The organism is Amycolatopsis lurida, assembly GCF_900105055.1.
In the GTDB taxonomy this organism is placed as follows: domain Bacteria; phylum Actinomycetota; class Actinomycetes; order Mycobacteriales; family Pseudonocardiaceae; genus Amycolatopsis; species Amycolatopsis lurida.
The window spans coordinates 5,466,386-5,485,446 of sequence record NZ_FNTA01000004.1 but is presented as its reverse complement, the minus strand read 5'-3'; the positions used below and the strand labels follow the sequence as shown (position 1 = coordinate 5,485,446).

Annotated in this window: 20 protein-coding genes; 10 read left to right on the top strand and 10 right to left on the bottom strand. The window is 68.0% G+C overall.

The annotated features are described in order from the left end of the window. Positions 1 to 12: 12 nt before the first annotated feature. Positions 13 to 801 (top strand): SMP-30/gluconolactonase/LRE family protein, encoded by a 789-nt coding sequence (locus BLW75_RS31420; RefSeq protein WP_034305135.1) that lies wholly within the window; start codon positions 13 to 15, stop codon positions 799 to 801. On the opposite strand, the gene BLW75_RS31415 is transcribed toward BLW75_RS31420, so the two are convergent. Beyond that, positions 798 to 1,514 (bottom strand): hypothetical protein, encoded by a 717-nt coding sequence (locus BLW75_RS31415; protein WP_034305138.1) that lies wholly within the window; start codon positions 1,512 to 1,514, stop codon positions 798 to 800. The two genes, BLW75_RS31420 and BLW75_RS31415, sit on opposite strands and share 4 nt — an antisense overlap. A 132-nt stretch (positions 1,515 to 1,646) precedes the next feature. Next, positions 1,647 to 3,212 (bottom strand): S8 family peptidase, encoded by a 1,566-nt coding sequence (locus BLW75_RS31410; RefSeq protein WP_091598669.1) that lies wholly within the window; start codon positions 3,210 to 3,212, stop codon positions 1,647 to 1,649. Between the two features lie 393 nt (positions 3,213 to 3,605). Here BLW75_RS31410 and BLW75_RS31405 point away from each other — a divergent pair, with 393 nt between their 5' ends. Continuing rightward, positions 3,606 to 4,121 carry a GNAT family N-acetyltransferase gene (locus tag BLW75_RS31405; protein ID WP_034305140.1) on the top strand — a complete coding sequence of 172 codons (516 nt, stop codon included), beginning with the start codon at positions 3,606 to 3,608 and terminating at the stop codon, positions 4,119 to 4,121. A gap of 27 nt (positions 4,122 to 4,148) precedes the next feature. Here the strand turns inward: BLW75_RS31405 and BLW75_RS31400 are convergent, their stop codons facing one another. From BLW75_RS31400 to BLW75_RS31385, 4 genes are all read right to left on the bottom strand, one after another. Next, positions 4,149 to 5,048 carry an ABC transporter substrate-binding protein gene (locus BLW75_RS31400; RefSeq protein ID WP_034305889.1) on the bottom strand — a complete coding sequence of 300 codons (900 nt, stop codon included), beginning with the start codon at positions 5,046 to 5,048 and terminating at the stop codon, positions 4,149 to 4,151. Between the two features lie 92 nt (positions 5,049 to 5,140). Continuing rightward, on the bottom strand, positions 5,141 to 5,830 hold the full coding sequence (locus BLW75_RS31395; protein WP_034305143.1) for an ABC transporter permease: 690 nt from the start codon (positions 5,828 to 5,830) through the stop codon (positions 5,141 to 5,143). Further along, complete coding sequence (locus BLW75_RS31390) at positions 5,827 to 6,510, bottom strand: ABC transporter permease (RefSeq protein WP_034305146.1); 684 nt, start codon at positions 6,508 to 6,510, stop codon at positions 5,827 to 5,829. The genes BLW75_RS31395 and BLW75_RS31390 overlap by 4 nt, the downstream gene beginning before the upstream one ends. Continuing rightward, complete coding sequence (locus BLW75_RS31385; RefSeq protein ID WP_034305147.1) at positions 6,510 to 7,598, bottom strand: ABC transporter ATP-binding protein; 1,089 nt, start codon at positions 7,596 to 7,598, stop codon at positions 6,510 to 6,512. Before BLW75_RS31385 ends, BLW75_RS31390 begins: the two co-directional genes overlap by 1 nt. A 91-nt stretch (positions 7,599 to 7,689) precedes the next feature. Between BLW75_RS31385 and BLW75_RS31380 the strand changes: the two genes are divergently transcribed. Then, on the top strand, positions 7,690 to 9,093 hold the full coding sequence (locus BLW75_RS31380; RefSeq protein ID WP_034305149.1) for a bis-aminopropyl spermidine synthase family protein: 1,404 nt from the start codon (positions 7,690 to 7,692) through the stop codon (positions 9,091 to 9,093). 46 nt (positions 9,094 to 9,139) lie between these two features. Next, positions 9,140 to 9,874, top strand: a complete 735-nt coding sequence (locus BLW75_RS31375) for a DUF4190 domain-containing protein (RefSeq protein WP_034305151.1) — start codon at positions 9,140 to 9,142, stop codon at positions 9,872 to 9,874. 97 nt (positions 9,875 to 9,971) lie between these two features. Here BLW75_RS31375 and BLW75_RS31370 read toward each other — a convergent pair whose 3' ends face one another. Beyond that, positions 9,972 to 11,147, bottom strand: a complete 1,176-nt coding sequence (locus tag BLW75_RS31370; protein WP_034305154.1) for an NAD(P)-dependent malic enzyme — start codon at positions 11,145 to 11,147, stop codon at positions 9,972 to 9,974. A 377-nt stretch (positions 11,148 to 11,524) separates the two neighbouring features. On the opposite strand from BLW75_RS31370, the gene BLW75_RS31365 reads away from it, so the two are divergent. Then, positions 11,525 to 12,130: a dTDP-4-dehydrorhamnose 3,5-epimerase family protein gene (locus BLW75_RS31365; protein ID WP_034305156.1), complete on the top strand. Its 606-nt coding sequence runs from the start codon at positions 11,525 to 11,527 to the stop codon at positions 12,128 to 12,130. A gap of 1 nt (position 12,131) precedes the next feature. Here the strand turns inward: BLW75_RS31365 and BLW75_RS31360 are convergent, their stop codons facing one another. Beyond that, positions 12,132 to 13,739, bottom strand: a complete 1,608-nt coding sequence (locus BLW75_RS31360) for a GMC oxidoreductase (RefSeq protein ID WP_034305157.1) — start codon at positions 13,737 to 13,739, stop codon at positions 12,132 to 12,134. A gap of 168 nt (positions 13,740 to 13,907) precedes the next feature. On the opposite strand from BLW75_RS31360, the gene BLW75_RS31355 reads away from it, so the two are divergent. Further along, complete coding sequence (locus BLW75_RS31355; protein ID WP_034305159.1) at positions 13,908 to 14,585, top strand: hypothetical protein; 678 nt, start codon at positions 13,908 to 13,910, stop codon at positions 14,583 to 14,585. Positions 14,586 to 14,893: 308 nt separating this feature from the next. On the opposite strand, the gene BLW75_RS31350 is transcribed toward BLW75_RS31355, so the two are convergent. Beyond that, entirely contained in the window at positions 14,894 to 15,364 is a 471-nt protein-coding gene (locus BLW75_RS31350) for a hotdog fold domain-containing protein (RefSeq protein WP_034305160.1), read from the bottom strand. Positions 15,365 to 15,426: 62 nt separating this feature from the next. Here BLW75_RS31350 and BLW75_RS31345 point away from each other — a divergent pair, with 62 nt between their 5' ends. After that, positions 15,427 to 16,020 (top strand): acid phosphatase, encoded by a 594-nt coding sequence (locus tag BLW75_RS31345; protein WP_034305163.1) that lies wholly within the window; start codon positions 15,427 to 15,429, stop codon positions 16,018 to 16,020. Between the two features lie 2 nt (positions 16,021 to 16,022). Then, positions 16,023 to 16,505: a GNAT family N-acetyltransferase gene (locus BLW75_RS31340; protein ID WP_034305165.1), complete on the top strand. Its 483-nt coding sequence runs from the start codon at positions 16,023 to 16,025 to the stop codon at positions 16,503 to 16,505. Between the two features lie 84 nt (positions 16,506 to 16,589). Here BLW75_RS31340 and BLW75_RS31335 read toward each other — a convergent pair whose 3' ends face one another. After that, positions 16,590 to 17,093: a hypothetical protein gene (locus tag BLW75_RS31335; protein ID WP_091598666.1), complete on the bottom strand. Its 504-nt coding sequence runs from the start codon at positions 17,091 to 17,093 to the stop codon at positions 16,590 to 16,592. Between the two features lie 282 nt (positions 17,094 to 17,375). On the opposite strand from BLW75_RS31335, the gene BLW75_RS31330 reads away from it, so the two are divergent. Next, positions 17,376 to 18,302 carry a diacylglycerol/lipid kinase family protein gene (locus BLW75_RS31330; protein ID WP_034305167.1) on the top strand — a complete coding sequence of 309 codons (927 nt, stop codon included), beginning with the start codon at positions 17,376 to 17,378 and terminating at the stop codon, positions 18,300 to 18,302. Between the two features lie 273 nt (positions 18,303 to 18,575). After that, complete coding sequence (locus tag BLW75_RS31325) at positions 18,576 to 18,830, top strand: WhiB family transcriptional regulator (protein WP_007028999.1); 255 nt, start codon at positions 18,576 to 18,578, stop codon at positions 18,828 to 18,830. Positions 18,831 to 19,061: the final 231 nt, after the last annotated feature.

Genomic DNA, 19,061 nt, shown 5'->3' with positions numbered 1-19,061 from the left:
GAAGGAGACACCATGAAGACCCTGCTCGACGGCCTCAAGCTCCCCGAATCCGCCCGCTGGCACGACGGCCGTCTCTGGCTGGCGAACTGGGGTGGCGGTCAGATCCTCGCCGTCACGCCCGGCGGCGAGAGCGAACTGATCGCGAACGTGCCGACCGCGATGCCGATCACCTTCGATTGGCTCCCCGACGGCCGCCTTCTCATCGTCGACGGCCCGAACGCCCGCCTGCTCAACGCGGACCTGAGCACCTACGCGGATCTGAGCCCGGTCGCCTCCCTCTGGAACGAGGTCGTGGTCGACGGCCGCGGCAACGCCTTCGTCAACGGGATGAACGACTTCCAGGCGCCGGGCGCCATCGCCGTCGTCACCCCCGACGGCGAGGTGCGCCAGGTCGCCGACGGCATCCTGTTCGGCAACGGCATGGCCGTCACACCCGACGACGCGACACTGATCGTCGCCGAGTCGTACGGCAGCAGGCTCACCGCGTTCGACATCGCCGAGGACGGCTCGCTGTCCGGCAGGCGGGTGTGGGCCGACCTCGGCGGCGACCACCCGGACGGCATCTGCCTCGACGCCGAGGGAGCGGTCTGGTACGCGGACGTGGCCGGCAAGCACTGCGTCCGCGTCCGCGAAGGAGGCGAAGTACTTCAGAAGGTCGAGTCCGACCGGGGCTGCTTCTCCTGCACGCTCGGCGGCGAGGACGGGCGTTCGCTCTACGTCCTCGCCGCGGAGTGGCACGGCTGGGAGAACCCGTTCGGCGACGGGCCGACCGGGCAGGTCCAGGTCACCGAAATCGGCTAGCCGATCGCCTCGGAGGTCGCCTTGGCCATCTTCAAGGCGTTCTCCTTGCACACCGTCTGGTTGACCGTGCCGGACGGGTCGGGGCCGGTCACGATGATCTCGCCCTCGACGTTGCCCTGGTAGAACTTGATCTGGCACTGGCTCGACGAGCCGAGCTTGGTGTGCACGGCCTTGGTCGCCTTCGCCATGCTGGGGATGAGGACGCCACCATCGGTCACGGCGTTCTCGACCCCGGCCTTGGCCCACTCTTCCCCGGCACCCGAACCCGGTTCCTTCGACTTCGACAGGTACATCGAGACGGTCGCCGAAGGCGCGTTGGGCTCACGCCAGCTGCAGGACGAACGGGTGTAGGTGATCTGGTCGTTCGACGTGCTCGCCGGTTCTTCGCCCTTCGGGGTTTCGAGCGGCGGCAGGTTCCGCACCTTGGTCCCGATCTTCTCGCAGGCGGGCATGGCGGTGTACTTGTCCGGCGGCCCGGTCTTCTTGGACGACGTCGGCGCCGCGGTCGACGACGAACCGGAGTCGGACAGCAGCAGGAAGGCCGCGACCCCGCCACCGCCGAGCAGCACCACGGCGCCGATGACGAGGCCGACGATGAGCCCGGTGTTCGACTTCTTGGGCGGCGGTCCGTAACCGGGCGGCGGATACCCCTGATATCCCTGCGGCGGGTACGGCTGTTGAGGTCCCTGCTGATAGGGCGGTCCGGGCTGCATGCGGAGAGGGTAAAGCCTCGCGAAGGTCCTTAGTGGACGAACACCGCAACTGGGCGCCGAATCACTCTCCGGCGACGGGAAGGCCCCCTTCCCAGCAGGAGGAAGGGGGCCTTCACGTACTCCAGGTGTGGATCAGACGGTCAGCGACCAGCTGTTGAGCGAGCCGGTGTCGACCCGGTAGACGTCCTGGACCTTCAGCTTCCAGGCACCGTTGGCGGCCTCGGACGAGACGTTGGCGGTGTAGGTGGTGTTGATGTTGTCGGACGAGTCGTTGCTCGAACCCTTCAGGCGGTACGAGCTGCCGTCCGGCGCGACCAGGTCGATGACGAGGTCACCGACGTAGGTGTGCGTGATGTTCACCGCGACCTTGGTGGTGGCCGAGGCGTTGCGGGCGCAGTTCGCGACGGTGATCGTGCTGGTCACCGCGGCACCGGCGTCGGGGATGGCGACGACGCCGCTGTTGGTCTGCGTGCCGCAGGGGGTCGGCTCGGGGCCGGGGCCACCGCCGGCGCCCGTGTAGAGCAGCACGTTCGGCGAGCCGGTGCCCGGGTTGGTCACCTTGTCCTTGGTGCCGTTGGCGACCAGCGCGTCACGGACCTGCTTCGGCGTGGCCGACGGGTTGGCGGAGGCGTACAGAGCCGCCGCGCCCACGACGTGCGGGGTCGCCATCGAGGTACCGCTGATGGTGTTGGTGCCGTTGTTCAGCCACGTCGACGTGATACCGCTGCCCGGCGCGAAGATGTCGAGGCAGGTGCCGATGTTGGAGAAGCTCGACCGCGCGTCCGTGTTCGTCGTCGAGCCGACGGTGATCGCTTCCGGCGTACGGGCGGGCGAGACGTTGCAGGCGTTGGCACCCGTGTCGTTACCGGCCGCGACACCGTAGGTGATGCCTGCCGCGATCGACCGCTGGACGGCCTGGTCGAGGGTCGTCGAAGCGCCGCCACCGAGGCTCATGTTCGCGACGGCGGGCTTGACGGCATTCGCGGTCACCCAGTCGACACCGGCGATGACGCCGGCGGTCGTCCCGGAACCGGAGCAGTTCAGCACGCGGACGGCGACGAGTTTGACGCCCTTGGCCAGACCGTGCGCGGTACCGCCGATGGTGCCGGCGACGTGGGTGCCGTGACCCTGGCAGTCCGTGGCGTCGTTGTCGTTGTCGACGGTGTCGCGGCCGTGGGTCGCGCGTCCGCCGAAGTCGAGGTGCGTGGTGAGGATGCCGGTGTCGACGACATACGCGGTCACGTTCGACGCCGTGGTGCTGTAGCTGTACTTCTGGTCGAGCGGAAGGCTCTGCTGGTCGACCCGGTCCAGGCCCCACGACGGCGGGTTCAGCTGGTCCGCCGAGATCGAGACGGTCTGGTTCTGCTCCACGTAGGCGACGGCGGGGTCGGCGGCGACGCGCTTCGCCTGCTTTTCGGTCAGCGCACCGGAGAAACCACGGACCGAAGACGCGAACGTCTTCTCGACCGTGCCGCCGTGGCGCTGGGTCACGCTCTTCGCGGTGGCTTCGACCGACGAGCCGTCCTTCAGCACGACGATGTAGCTGTCCTTGATCGCCTTGTCGCTACCCGCGTTGACGATCGAGCCCTCGGCCGCCGACGCGACGGTGGTTCCGCCCAGCGCCGTCAGCACGGCGACGGCCGCGGCCACACCGAAGGCGGGCAGTCGTCTCTTCAAGGTTCCCAGGGAATTGTTCAAGATATTCCTCCCAGGCAGGGTCGACCCACGGACATGGCGAAGTCCGCCGGATCGTTGGGGTGACTCAGAGGTGAAGCGCGTTCCACTTAGGAGCGCAGGCTGAGAGTAAGTGGCGATTTCACCCCAAGGAAGACCTTGCATTACGGACATCCCGGTAGTAATGGACGTCGCGTCGGCGCAGTTCGGGCACCGTTCAGCCCCCGCCTTTAGTCGCGTTTTGCGCCCGTACGGCCCACGAAGAATTGGGGATCCGCACATCTGGTGGTCGTTTTCCGTCCCACTGGCCGTTTCAGTGCCGTGGAAGTACACACGGATGGCCGCCTACTAAAGTCGCGACCTCGCGACGCGGAAATCGATTTCCATCCTACCTTCGGATGGAGCACACTCGGCCGCATGCTGCTCCGACAGGAAACCCCGGCCGACCGCGAGGCGATCCACGCCGTCCATCTGGCCGCTTTCGAGAAACTCAGTGTCCCGGTGGTCGAGGCGAAACTCGTCGACGAACTGCGTGAGGACGGCGACCTGATCGGCGCACTGTCCATCGTGGCCGAACGGGACGGGGAGGTCGTCGGGCACGTCTGCTGCAGCCCGGCCGAACTCGGCTCGGACGAGAAGTCGACGGTCGGTCTCGGCCCGCTCGGAGTCCTGCCCCAGCACCACGCTTCGGGCGTCGGCTCCGCGCTCGTGCACGCCGTGCTCGGCGCGGCGGACGCCCTCGGCTACGGCGCCGTGGTCCTGCTGGGCGACCCGAACTACTACTCCCGCTTCGGCTTCGTGCTCGCCGCGCGGCACGGGATCACGCCGCCGGTCGCGGAATGGGCGCCGCACTTCCAGGTCCGCACCCTTCGCGCGTACACGCCTGGCCTCCAGGGCGAGTTCCGCTACTCGCCCGCTTTCGACCGCCTCTAGCCCCTCCCGCATTTAGAGGACGAATGGTCAGGCGGGCGCGAGGAGGTTGTGCCGGCGCAGGAACTCCTCGGCGACGTCGAGCGGGTTGCGCTTCTCCTCGCTGAACTGGACGTTCAACTCGGTCAGCTCGTCGGTCGTGAGCACCGCCGAAACCCGGTTCAACGCGTCGACTTCCTTCGGCGACAACGTCCCCTTCGCGACGAGCGGCACGATGTTCTGCGCGGGGAACATGTTCTTGTCGTCCACCAGCGGGACGAACCCGTTCGCGGCGATCGACGACGACGTGCTGAACAGATCGGCGACCTGGATGTCGCCGGACTTCAGCGCGGCGACCGTGACCGGGCCGCCGGTGTCGGTCGTGCGGATCTCGGCGAACTCGCAGCCGTAGAGCGTCTCGATCTTGTCCTTCCAGCGGCTGCTCCACTGGCCGGGGCCGCCGAAGACGAATTCCCCGCACCGCTTGCCGAGATCGGAGAAGGTCCGGATCCCGGAATCGGCGAGTTCCTTCCGCACCACCAGCAGGTCCTTGTCCTCCGCGGGTGCTTGTTCGAGGACCTCGAACCCGGACGGCACCTTCTGTTTCAGCTGTGCGTAGACGTCCTGCGGCGTGGTCGCCTGTGTCTCCTTGTCGAAGTAGCGCAACAGGTTGCCGCTGTAGTCCGGCACCACCGAAAGCGATTTGTCCTGGAGCGCCTTGACGACGACCTCGCGACTGCCGACCGGCGGGCGCACCGTCACGTTCTCGGCGCCCGCGTTGCGCAGCGCGCCCGCGTAGATCTGGGCCAGCAGAAGGCTTTCCCCGACGTCGGACGCGCCGATGATGATGTCGCCGGTCGCACCGCCCTCGGCGCCTCCGGCGAGCGGATTGCCGCAGCCCGCCGCCAGGAGCGCGATCCCGGCGAACAACGCCACCACCGTCCGCCGCATAGCCTGCCGGTGAACCCGCCGGTTGATCGGCACAGCGGGTTCACGCGTCCGGTCGCTTTTCCCGGTACCTCCGCAGCTCCGCCTACCGGCACTCATGACTTCGCCTTCTTCCCGCTCGCGGCCTGTGCCAGCCGAACTCCCTTGGGCACCAGCACTCGCTGGACACCCGCCAGCGCGAGGTCGAGCACGACCGCGAGCAACGTCGTCAGCAGTGCGCCCGCGACCACCTGCGGATAGTCCAAAATGGCCAGTCCGTCGAGCAGGAACCGACCCAGTCCACCAAGCCCGACGTAGGCGGCCACGGCGGCCGTCGCCACCAGCTGCAGCACCGAGTTCCGCACTCCGCCGAGCACCAGCGGCAGCGAGATGGGCACCTCGACCTTCCACAATCGTTGCCAGCCGGTCATTCCGATGCCCTGCGCCGCGTCGACCACGCCGTGATCGGTCGCCTGAAGGCCCGCGTACGTCCCGGCGAGGATCGGCGGGATGGCGAGCACCACGAGCCCGATGATCGTCGAGAGCTCGCTTTCGGTGAAGAGCAGGAACAGGAAGGTCACCAAACCCAGCGTCGGCAACGCGCGGATCGCGTTGCCGCCGCTCACCAGCAGCACCGCACCGCGACCCGTATGCCCGACGTAGAGGCCGAGCGGGATCGCGATGAGCAGCGCGAAGACCAGTGCCAGCGCCGTGTAGCCGAGATGCTGCAGCAGCCGGGCCGGGACGCCGTCCACGCCTTGCCAGTGGGCCGGGTCGCCGAACCAGTTCAGGACGTCGCCGATCATTTCGCCCCCGCCGTGGTCGCCACCCGGTCCCAGGGTGTGAGGAGATTGCGGAGCTGGACCAGCACGAGGTCCACGATCAGCGCGAGCAGCAGGGTCGCGACGATCCCGACGACGATCGGCGAGAAGTACTCGCGCTGGAAGCCGTCGGTGAACAGCACGCCGAGCCCGCCGGTGCCGATCAGCGCGCCGACGCTGACCAGGCTGATGTTGCTGACCGAGGCCACCCGGACGCCCGCCGCGAGCACCGGCACCGAAAGCGGCAGCTCGACGGCGAGGAAGCGGCGCGCGGGTTTGTAGCCGATCGCCGTGGCCGCGGCGACGACGTGCGGCGGGACGGCGTCGAGCGCGTCCAGCACCGGGCGCACGAGCAGGGCGGCGGTGTAGACGGTGAGCGCGACGATGACGTTGACGCTGTCGAGGATCTTCGAACCGATGATGCCCGGGATCACCACGAACAGGGCGAGCGACGGGATCGTGTACAGCAGGTTCGACACCACCAGCAGCACGGAACGCACCGCCGCGAACCGGTGGCCGAGCCAGCCCGCCAGCACCGCGATCAGCAGGCCCAGCACCAGCGGGACCAGCGAAAGATAGATGTGATCGAGCAGGTCGCCGATGAACTGCGACCTGTTGTTGGCGCTGCCCAGGTAGCGGCCGAGCTCCGCGAAGAAGTCCCCCATCAGGAACTCAGCGACGGCGCTTCGATCACCTCGAGGACTTGCCGGGCTCTGACCACGCCGAGGACCTTCTGGTCGGCGTCGACCACGACACCGAGGCTCGCGGGCGACGAAAGCGCCGCGTCGAGCGCACCCCGGATCGGCGAACCCTGGACGTACAGGGATCCGCCCGCGACGAGATCGGTCTCCGCGAGCTCACCGTCCACAGTGGAACCCGGCCGCAGCCAGCCGCGCGGCTGGCCCTCGGCGTTGACCGCGACCCGCCAGTCGTCGGACGGCCCGGGGGCGGGCTTGCCGACCTCGACCCGCTTCACTTCTTCGACGACGATCCCGTCCGCCGAAAGGAAGGAAAGCCCGCGGTAGCCGCGATCCTTGCCCACGAAGGACGCGACGAAGTCGTCGACGGGATGACGCAACACGTCCGAGGGCGTGCCGTACTGCGCGAGCACCCCGCCGACGCGGAGCACCGCGATCTTGTCGCCGAGCCGCACGGCCTCGTCGATGTCGTGCGTGACGAACACGATCGTCTTCCCCAGCTGTGACTGGAGGCGCAGCAGTTCGTCCTGCAGTTCCTCGCGGACGATCGGGTCGACGGCGGAGAACGGCTCGTCCATCAGCAGCACCGGCGAATCCGCCGCGAGCGCCCTGGCGACGCCGACGCGCTGTTGCTGGCCGCCGGAAAGCTGGGCGGGGTACCGCTTGCCGAGTTCCGCGGGCAGGCCGACGGTTTCGAGCAGCTCGGCCGCGCGTTTACGCGCCTTGCCCTTGTCCCAGCCGGACAGCAGCGGCACGGTGGCGACGTTGTCCAGGACCGTCCTGTGTGGAAAGAGGCCGGCGTGCTGGATGACGTAACCGATGCCGCGGCGCAGCAACGCCGGATCACCGTCGCTGACGTCCTTGCCGTCGAGCAGCACCGTGCCCGAAGTCGGCTCCACCATCCGGTTGATCATCCGCAGCGACGTGGTCTTGCCGCAGCCGGACGGCCCGACGAAGACGGTGATGGTGCCGTCCTCCACGGTGAGGTTCAGGTCGTCGACCGCGACCGTCCCGTCCGGATACCGCTTGGTCACGCCACGGAACTCGATAGTCACGTGTCTCTCCCCATGTCTGGTCGAAAAACCGTAGCCCAGATCCTGCCTGTTGGCACGGTGTCTCAGGGGGCGGGTCACTAGGCTGCGTGGCGTGAGTTCCTCCGTCGATGACGTCCTCGCGGCGCACGGTGTCCACGTGCGACCGCTCCATCAGGTGATTTCCCTGCTCCGGACGGATTGGCGTGACCTCGGCGAACTGGTCCGGATCAGCACCGCGCCACGCCGGAGTGTCGAAGACGTCCTGAACGCGCTCGGCGACGACCTGGAGCGGACCGAGTCCCGCTTCCGGCTGACCCCCGCCGCGCGCGAGAAGTACGCGCGCTTCGAGGCACGGGACCGGAAATCAGACCCTGACCTGCTGAAGGTCATCACCAGCTACGTCGAGAACGTGCCCGCGCCGCTGGCCGCGCTGGACCACGTGCAGGCGACGCCGGAGACGGTGCTGAACCGGGCGCTGTGGCTCGACGAGCGGTACGACCTCGGTACGGCGAAGCTGCTGTTCCTCGGCGACCACGACCTCACTTCGCTGGCCGTGCGCGCGTTGCGGCCCGACGCGGACCTCACCGTCGTCGACCTCGACGATCGTGTTCTCGCCTACATCGACGAGCTCAGCGAGCGGTCCATCCGCACCCTGCACACGGATCTGCGCGTCGGCCTTCCCCCCTCGGTGGCCGGGCGGATGGATCTCGTGTTCAGTGATCCGCCTTACACCCCCGAAGGAATGGGCTTGTTCGCGGCGCGCGGGGTACAGGCGCTCAGCGAGCCCTCGGACGGGCGGCTGCTGCTCGCCTACGGCTACAGCCCCCGGCATCCCGCGCTGGGCGCGCAGGTGCAGCGGGCGCTCGCGACGCTCGGGCTGACCTTCGAGGCGATCCTGCCGGACTTCAACCGGTACTTCGGCGCGCAGGCGATCGGGAGCGCGGCCGACCTCTACGTCTGCCAGCCGACCGCGAAATCGAAGAAGAACCGCGGCGGCAAGGGGAAGGCCGCGATCTACACGCACGGCCCGCAGTCGGTGGAATCCGCCGGCGCGGCCAAGCCGTCACTGCTGGACAAGCTGCACGAGATCGCCACCGAAGGCGGGCTGGCGCTCGAGTCGCGCCCGGTCGACTGGTCCGTCTCCGGCCCGGAGGGCGACGCGGTCGCGATGGACCTCTCGGCCGACCCAGGGCCGTGGCTGCTGCGGACCCTGCTGGGCACCAACGCGCGGCGGCTGGCGCTGCTGGTCCCGAATTCGCATCCCGATCTGACGAACGCCGAGGCGCAGGCCGCGCTGAACCGGCTGATCGGCGCGAAGTACAAGCTGCGGCTGCTGCGGAGCACTCCGGACAACCGGCACGCCATCGTCGTGGCGGACGCCGCCGGTCACCAGGAAGAACTGCTGACCCGGGCGCACGCGCGGCTCGCGAACGTCTCACTGGACGTACCGCCGGACCTGACGGACGCGCGGCTGATCGACCTGCCTCGGCACCGGCTGGCCGAACTGCTCGCCTGAGGCGCGTGTCATCGGAACTTCATGGCCGCTGCCTAGTTTCGGTCCCATGAACGAACACCCCGGCCTGCCGATGGCAAGTGTCGCGCCCGCCCCGCCGTACGGCCCTCCACCGCAGCAGCACAAGACCAGCGGCCTGGCGATCGCCGCGCTCGTGCTCGGCTTGGCCGGTTGCCTTCCGCTGGCCGTGCTGCCCGCGATCATCCTGGGCATCATCGCGATCACCCAGACCGGTCAGGGGAAGCGGCCGGGCCGCGGCCTGGCGATCGGCGGTCTCGTGGCCGCAGGGGTCTGGACCGTCGGGTGGGTCGCCCTGCTCGGGAACACCATGGGAAACCCGGACAACTACACCGCGAGCCCGCCGGGCGCGAGTTGCGCGGCCCCGCCGTCCGGCCACGCCAACGCCTGCACCTTGAAGCCGGGCGATTGCTTCCGGCAGCCCGCGGTCACGGGGACTTTCACCAGCGTCGAACTCACCTTGTGCGGAGACACGCACGACACCCAGGCGATCGGGACCTTCATCGCGGCGGACGGCCCCTGGCCGGGCGGCGGAGAACTGAAAGCGGAAGCCTCGGCCCACTGTCAGCGGATCATGGCCAAGAACGTCGACCGTCCGCGACTCGACGCGGCCGGTGTCCGCGCCGACCTGAGCTACCTGAAGCCTGAGCGCGAAGCCTGGGAAAACGGTGTGCGCACGGTCTTCTGCACGATTCACACGCCCGGCGCGGAGCTGATCGGTTCCGTGCTCGCCCCCGGTGCCGATCTTGCCGTCCCTACCGGCTGACCGTGCGCAGCCCCCGAACGCTATGAAAGGCCCCTTCATTGCGAATTTTGCAATGAAGGGGCCTTTCATAGCGCTTGAGCGAGCGTGAAAGGAACTGTCACACCACGCCGTCGGCCTCGGCGGCCTTCGCCACCGCGGCGGCCACCTCGGGCGCGACGCGCGGGTCCAGCGGGCTCGGGACGATACGGTCCGGGCCGAGGTCGTCCTGCGCGACGGCGAAGATCGCGTCGGCCGCGGCCAGCTTCATGTTCTCCGTGATCGCCCGCGCGCCGGAGTCGAGCGCGCCGCGGAAGACACCGGGGAACGCCAGCACGTTGTTGATCTGGTTCGGGAAGTCGCTGCGCCCGGTCGCCACGATCTTGGCATACCGCGACGCCGCGACCGGGTGAACCTCCGGGTCGGGGTTCGACAGCGCGAACACGATCGCGTCGTCGGCCATCCCGGCCAGCAGGGTCTCGTCGATGGTCGCCCCGGACAGGCCGAGGAAGACGTCGGCGCCCTTCAGCGCCTCGCCGAGGCCGCCACGCAGGCCGGCCGTGTTCGTGGTCTCGGCGAGCTTCTGCTTGATCGGGTTCAGGCCCTCGCGGCCGGAGTGGATGATGCCGCGCGAGTCGAGCACGGTGACGTCGGCGACGCCGGCGTTCTGCAGGATCCTGGCGCAGGCCACCCCCGCCGCGCCCGCGCCCGAGACGACCACGCGCTGGCCGGAGATGTCCTTGCCGAGGACCTGGTTCGCCCCGCGCAGCGCGGCCAGCGTGACGATCGCCGTGCCGTGCTGGTCGTCGTGCATGACCGGGCAGTCGAGGACCTCCTTGAGTCGGTCCTCCAGCTCGAAGCAGCGCGGCGCCGAGATGTCCTCCAGGTTCACCGCGCCGAACGACGGGCGCAGCCGGACCAGGGTCTCGATGATCTCGTCGACGTCGGTGGTGTCGAGCACCAGCGGGATCGAGTCGAGCCCGCCGAAGGTCTTGAACAGGACCGACTTGCCCTCCATGACCGGCAGCGAGGCGCTCGCGCCGATGTCACCGAGGCCGAGCACCGCCGTACCGTCACTGACCACCACGACCAGCCTGTCCGCCCACGTGTACCGCTTCGCCTTGGCCGCGTCCTCGGCGATCGCACGGCTCACCTTCGCCACCCCAGGCGTGTACGCGACCGAGAGGTCACGGGGCGAGGAGATCGGGCGCGTCGCGGCCACGGAGAGCTTGCCGCCCTCGTGGCCCTCGAAGATCTCGGTGTCCGTCACTGGCGTGGTCATCGTGGTTCCCGTCATTGCTTCCGCCGTGTCTAAGGACGGCGAAGTCTCGATTCGAGCGAAGGTCATGGGATTCTCCTGGGACTGCGAGCGGGGGAACTGGCCGGTGAGCAGGCCAAAACTGGGCATGGCCCGGCCACCTGGGGTAACTCGTCCTCCGACACGGCAGCCCAGCGCGGTAGCGCCGGCCTGTCGGCGAAGCGTCCAATCGGCCATCGGTGCCGTGGGTATGGCGACGGCCGCGGACGCAGCGGTCAGATCATTGTGACAGGCATGCGGACCAGTGTGCCCCTCTGGTGCGGTTGATGTCACAAACGGGCCCGGCTTTCCGCAGCTCAAGAGACCTTTCGCAAGACGTCCATCCGGTTTGGGAAGGGCTCGTTAGCATTGAGCCCATGCATGCAAGGCGCCTCAGCATCTCCGGCTGTTTCGAGTTCACCCCGCGGGTTTTCCCCGATCACCGCGGCCTGTTCGTGGCGCCGTACCAGGAAGAAGCGTTCGTCGAAGCGGTCGGGCACCGGCTACGCCTCGGGCAGACCAACACCAGCGTCTCGCGGCGCGGGTCCATCCGTGGCGTGCACTTCGCCGACACCCCGCCAGGCCAGGCGAAATACGTCTACTGCCCGAGCGGTTCGATGCTGGACGTCATCGTGGACCTCAGGGTCGGCTCGCCGACTTTCGGTGAATGGACGTCCGTGGTGCTCGACAGTTCCGAGTACAAAGCGGTCTACATCGCCGAAGGTCTCGGTCACGCCTTCATGGCGCTCGAAGACGAAACCATCATGGCGTACCTCTGCTCCGAGCCGTACAACCCGACGGGCGAGCACGGCGTCAACCCGATGGACGCCGATCTCGCGCTGCCATGGCCGCAGGACATCGAACCCGTGGTGTCCGAAAAGGACACCACGGCGCCCTACCTGAAAGAGGCCTTGGAGCAGGGACTGCTGCCGCAGTACGCCGACTGCGTGGCCTACTACGAGAAGCTGCGGGCCGCGAACTGATCTAGCGCGCCACGTCCTCGCTCAGCACCCGTTCCACGTTCCGTTCCGCCAGCGCGGTGATCGTCACGAAGGGGTTCACTCCGGCACTGCCCGGGATCAGCGAGCCGTCGGTGACGTAGAGATTCCGATAGCCCTTCACCCGGCCGTACAGGTCGGTGGCCTCACCCAGCACCAGTCCACCCAGCGGGTGATAGGTGAACCGGTTCTCGAACGACCGTGTATCCCCGAACAGGTCACTGCGGTAGATCGTGCGATTCGCCCGGTTGACCTTGTCGAACAACGACTTCGCCGCGTCGATCGACGGCTTCCCCTGCGCGGCGTTCCAGCGCAGCCGCACGGAGTCGGTGGCGGCGTCATAGGTGAAGTGGCCGCGCTCGGGATTCTTCGTGATCGCCAGGTAGAGGCTCAGCCAGGTCTCGACTCCGGCGGGTACCGGCGCGACCTCGGCGAAGACCGGGTTCACCGGGTCGTCCCACGCGTCGATGCCGAGCGCGGGCATCCCCGACTGCAGCGATCCGCCGAGATCCCAGGCGTGGTTGGCGCGGCCCAGCATCACGTTGCCGTTGGTGCCCCAGCCGCGGCCGACCTCGTCGTTCAGCCCGGGCAGCGTCCCGGTTTCCCGTGCCCGCACGAGCAATTCCGTCGAACCGAGGCTGCCGGCGCCGAGGAACAGGTACTTCGCGCCGAGCTGTTTCCTCGCGACGACCGCGCCGTCCTCGGCGGTTTCGTGCACGGTGAGGACGTACGTGCCGTCGGTCTGCCGGGTGATCCCGCGGACCTGGTGCAGCGTCTTGATGGTCACGTTCCCGGTGCCCAGCGCGGCCGCGAGGTAGGTCTTGTCGAGAGATCGCTTGCCGTGGTTGTTGCCGTAGATGACCTCGGACGCGAGGGCCGACTTCGGCACCGTGCCCGCTTCTTCCCGCTTCATGTACTCGAAGTCGTAAACGCTGGGCACGAACACCGTCTTGAGTCCCGCCCGCGTCGCGGCCTTCCGGGAAACCCTCGCGTAGCGGTAGGAACGACAGGTTTCGAACCAGCGCGGGTCGATGTGGTTCACGCCGAGGGCCCGGTTGGCCAGGGGGAAGTACTTGCCATACATCTCGTCCGCGTCGACGCCGGGCAGGATCTCCTCGAAGTACGACCGTTTCGGCGTCACGGCCATCGCGCCGTTGACCAGCGAACCGCCCCCGACGCCCCGTCCGACGTAGACGGACATGTCGCCGTGGTCCACCCGGTCGAGCACGCCGGGGTACCGCTTGATGTCCCGGTTCGCCAGGTCCATCCAGAGAAACGACGCGAGCGGGGCCTGCGTGCGGTCCTTGAACCAGGCGGCCCGCCGGTCCGGCCGGAGCATGTCGCAGAAGACCTTGCCGTCGGGGCCGGGGTCGGCCCAGAGTTTGCCCATTTCGAGCATGATCGTGGGAATGCCGGCTTCGCCCAGCCGGAGCGCGGTCACCGCGGCGCCGTACCCCGTGCCGACGACCACGGCCGTCGAGAAGCCCGGAGACGATTCCCCGGCCTGTGCGGTGGAAATCGTGGTGAGCCCGAGAGCGGCGGCGGAGTTGAGCGCGGTGAACCCGAGGAACCCGCGGCGCGACAGTGGGGACATGGGCCGATGATCGCCCGCTGTCCGAGGCCCCTTCAAGAGCGAATCCGAAGCGTATTCGCGTCAGCTGGGTAAACACCGTTTATTTTCACTCGAACGTGGCGATTCCAGGGGCCCCTTGGGTGGCTTCCCCGATGTGATCCCCACCCGGACAGACCACCCTTTCAGGTCATGAGACGCCTTCTCGCCGCGACCGCGGCCGCACTGTCCGCAGCCGCCCTCATCGCCTTCCCCGGCCACGCCACCGCGGCACCGTCGCCGCTGCCCGACTTCGACTTCTCCGCCTGCCCCGCCCCGCCCGCCAACGCCGACCCTGGCACCTGGCGATGCGAAGCCTTTGTCTCCCAAGGAGTCCTCACCATCGGCGACCGGGAGATCCCGCTCGGGGAGATGCGGCTGACGTTCTCCGAAGGCAAAGTGGCCGGGAAGTACGCGCAGGTGTTCGGCGAACTACGGCACGCTCCCGCCCGGATCCACGGCGCTTTCGGCGCGAGCCTGCAGCTGAAGTACGGCGGTTACTCGGACTTCCAGTCGAACGACGAACGCCGCGGCGAATTGGATCTCTACGCCGCCCTGCGGCATCCTTTGCTCCCCAAGGAATGCGCGGTCGGCACCCTCGCCGACCCGTTGCACTCGGTGGTGAAGGACGATCCCGCGGTGCCCTTCGAGGTGATCTCCCAGAACCCGACGACGGTGAAGTTCGGCGTCGTCGACTCGCGGCTCGCCCTGCCGCGCACGACCGGCTGCGGTCGGCTGGCGCCGGTCGCGGATCAGCTACTCGGGCTGCCCTCGCCGAGCGGGAAGAACACCTTCAAGCAGGTGACCTACGTCCAGTTCAAGCCCCTCTGACCACCCGCGTTTCGTCATCTGGATGCGGTAGTTGCACGCGCAAGGACCGCATCCAGATGACTGATTGCGCGAGAACCGGGCCAAACGCGTCTCGGGTCTCCACCGCCGGCGCACGGATGGACGACACACGTGATCAGACGGACGACTCGCGTGATCAGGTGGACGACACATGTGATCCGCCGGACGCCTCCCTCGCCGCCGAAGTCCGCCGCGTGTCGTCCGTCTAATCACGCGTGTCGTCCGTCTGGACACGAGTGTCGTCCGTCAGATCACGTGAAGGGCATCCGCGAGCACGGGCGCGAAGGTGCCTACTTCTTCTTGGTCACCCAGATCGTGATGGTCGCGGTCACGACGGGTTTTCCGTTCGTGTCCGTGATCGTCACCGGCACGGGGAGCTCGAAACCCTCGTCACCGAATTCCGGCAACTCCGGCAGTTCGGCGACCGCGCGCAGGCTCGTCTCGGCCTTCGCCACGTATTCGACCGTCATCCCCTTGGGCAGCCAGCGGTGCGTCGTCGGAACGGTCGCCTCGGCGAGCATGCCCATGGCGATCTCGGCGAGGTTGCATGCCGCGATCGCGTGAAAAGTCTTGATGTGGTTGTAAACACCCCACCACTTCGGGGACGTCACCTCGCACCGGCCGGGGCGCAGTTCGCGCACCGACGGGAGCACCGTCCGGAAGTACGGCACACGCAGGCACATCGCCGCCGAGAACAGCTGTTTGCCGACCGGCTTGCCCGCCAGCCGGTTCCACATCGCGTAGGTCGGATTCTGCGCCATCACGGTCTCCTCATCATGTTACTCACCAGTAGCATAACCGGACCGCAGGCTATATTCGCAACGTGGCACATCGGCTCTTCCTCCTCCGGCACGGCCAGACCGAGTGGTCCGTCAACGGACGGCACACCGGACGCACCGACATCCCGCTCACGGCCGCCGGCGAGGGGCAGGCCCGCGCGGCGGGCGGCACCATGCGCGCGGTGCTCGGCGGCAGCCCGGCGCTCGTCCTCTCCAGCCCCCGCACCCGCGCGCTGCGGACGGCCGAACTGGCCGGGCTGCGCGTCGACGAGGTCACCGAAGAGCTGGCCGAATGGGACTACGGCGACTACGAGGGCATCACCACGCCGGTGATCCGCGAGACCGTTCCCGGATGGACTGTCTGGTCTCATCCGATCCCCGGCGGCGAAAGCGCGGAGGACGTCGACGTCCGCGCGGACAAGCTGCTCGACCGAGTCCGCGAACCGCTCGGCAAGGGTGACGTGATCCTCGTCGGGCACGGGCATTTCAGCCGCGTCCTGGTCGCCCGCTGGATCGGTCTCCCGTCGACCGCGGGCGTCCATTTCGGGCTCGACCCGGCCGGCGTCGCGGTACTCGGCGACGAACGCGGCGAGCCGCAGATCGAACACCTCAACCTGCTCCCCACCACAGAGGACTGACCGTGCCCGACGACCGCATCCGGCGCATCCGCGAAGAAGACGTGGACGCCGTCGTCCAGCTCGTCTACGACCTCGCCGAGTTCGAACGCGCCCCGGACGAATGCCACCTCACGCCCGAGCAGCTTCGCGTCGCACTGTTCGGTGAGGCCCCAGGACTGTTCGGGCATGTCGCCGAGGTCGACGGCGAGATCGTCGGCTACGCGCTCTGGTTCCTCAACTTCTCCACGTGGCGCGGCGTGCACGGGATCTACCTCGAGGACCTCTACGTCCGCCCCGAGCAGCGCGGCTCCGGCCTCGGAAAGGCGCTTTTGGCCACTCTCGCGGCCGTCTGCGTCGAGCGCGGCTACGCCCGCCTCGAATGGTCGGTGCTCAACTGGAACCCGGCACAGGGGTTCTACAAGTCACTCGGCGCCGTGCCGATGGACGAATGGACCGTCGACCGTCTCACCGACGAACCACTGAAGGCATTGGCCGCCCAGGTCTAGGCGTAACTCGCGTGATCAGAGACGTAACTCGCGTGTTTGAAGGCGTAACTCGCGAGTTACGCCTTCAAACACGCGAGTGCGGAGTCAGGAGTCCCGTTCCTCGCGCTCACGACGCGCGGCGCGACCCGCGGCGCCGTCCCGCTCGGCGGCTTCTTCCTCGCTCTCGCCTTCCTGCATCCCCAGCGCCCACGCGCGCGAGGGGCGGCGGAACAGCAGCACGATGACGGCGACACCGATCAGCGCGAGCGGCACTCCCCACACCGGCTGCCCGGACGGGCCCGCTCCGTACCAGCCGACGCCGACCAGGATCAGCGCGACGACCACGCCGGGCGACCTCGCCCAGGTCTTCCCCATCATCAGGCCGGCCGCGCAGGCCAGCGTTCCGGCGGCGAGCACGAGGTAATAGGCGACCTCGGCCAGCAGGTTCTCCGGTCCGGCCTGGCCGTTGACCAGGAGCAGGATCGCGAACACGATCAGGGCAAGGCCCGGCAGCGCGGTGACGGCCCCGGCGAGGCGGACTTCACGGGGCGCGGGCGAGAGCTTGTCGGCGATGGACACGGCGAAACAGCCTTCCAGGCTTCCGGACACGGTGCTCCATCAGGGCGGGTCACCGTACGTGAGCACTTTCGATCGTATGCCACCCGGTCGGCCGGTTTCCCCTCGCCGCCGCAGGGGAAGAATTGGCGGTGTCGTCGATGAGCGGGCGGTCGGCCCGGGTGCACTTGTCACGACGCGCTGTCACCAGCCGACGGTGAGGAGGGACGCCCGCCACAGGGCCATACGGTGCTGCCTCGAGGACGCTCCGCACGGCTGAGCTTCGCGTCACGTGAAGCTCACACCTTCGGGCCGGAGTCACTTACCCTGCGGTATGTGCGTGCCATCCTCGTCGTGAACCCCCAGGCCACCTCGACCACCGCCGGTGGCCGTGACGTGCTGGCGCACGCACTGGCCAGCCAGGTCAAACTCGACGTGGTGGAGACCGACTACCGCGGCCACGCGATGGCCGTGGCGCGGTCCGCCGCCCGCGACGGGATCGACCTGGTGGTCGCCCACGGCGGCGACGGCACGGTCAACGAAGTGGTCAACGGTCTGCTCGCGGACGCCGACGGCGATCCGGCGAAGGTCGGGGGCGCCCCCATGCTCGGTGTCGTGCCGGGCGGCTCGGCGAACGTCTTCGCCCGGGCACTGGGCATCGCGCACGATCCCGTGGAAGCGACCCATCAGCTCCTCAACGCCATCGAGAACGACCGGAGCCGCAAAGTCGGCCTCGGGATCGCCGACGGCCACTGGTTCACCTTCAACGCCGGCCTGGGCTGGGACGCCGACGTCGTCGGACGCGTCGCCAAACGCCGGGGCAAGCAGACCACCGCCGGGCTCTACCTGAGGGCCGCGGTGGCGTCGCATCTGCGGCCTCCGCTCGGCCGTCCGCCGCTCACGGTCAGGATCCCGGGTGAAGAGCCCACCGAAGTGCTGACCGCTTTCGTGTCGAACACCGATCCGTGGAGTTACCTGGGCAACCGTCCCGTCCACCTGAACCCGGGCAGCTCGTTCGACACCGGATTGGGCCTTTTCGCGTTGAACGGTCTGGGATTGCCCACCGTGTTCAAGCATGTACGGCAGGCATTGCTCACGAAGAGCAACCAACGCGGGCGACGTCTCCTTCGTCACGATGACCTGCCGATGATCCGCATAGACGCTGCTGAACCGGTAAACTTCCAGGTGGACGGCGACCTCGTCGGCCAGCGGAAGCGGGTGGAGTTCTTCAGTGTCCCGGGAGCACTGACGGTAATCGTCTGACGACCGGACCGCTGATCGCCTGCGGCAAAGTACGAACTGCCGCTCATCGACGCAGAACCTCCGCTCACCGCATCGGCCTTCCCATCGGAAGGCTGTTTCGGAACGAAACCGCAGGTCAGAAGCGTCGCTCGGCCGGGTGAGCTGACTCACCGATCTTCAGAAAACCCTTGTCGAAACGGGTGCTTCGTGAAAGCATTCACAAGCACCCAAAAAAACGACCGCCATGACGACTATGGCGCGGAGTACCGCGCCGTTATGAAGGAGCTCAGAAACATGGACTGGCGCCACGACGCGGCCTGCCGAGACGAGGACCCCGAGCTGTTCTTCCCGGTGGGAACCAGCGGTCCTGCTCTGTCGCAGGTAGCGCAGGCGAAGGCCGTGTGCCACCGCTGCACCGTCGCTTCCGACTGCTTGGCCTGGGCATTGGCCAGCGGGCAGGACGCAGGCGTTTGGGGCGGGATGAGCGAGGACGAGCGACGGGCCCTGAAGCGCCGTCGTACGCACATCGGCACGCGTACCTCCGCCTGAGTCTTTCGGACTCAGCACGCTTCATCGCATTACTCACAACTGAGCAAGACCCCAAGCTTCGGGAAACTCCCGCGGCGCAGTGGCTGTATGGCCCTGCGTTGCGAGGTGACACGTACCCGACTTGAGCTTAACAAGCGAGGCCGACACGCCCATCACGGGGGTATGGCTTCAGCGGACTTTTTCCAAGTCCTCCCGCGGAACCGTTACAGGGCCGGCGCCATCTTCTCTTCG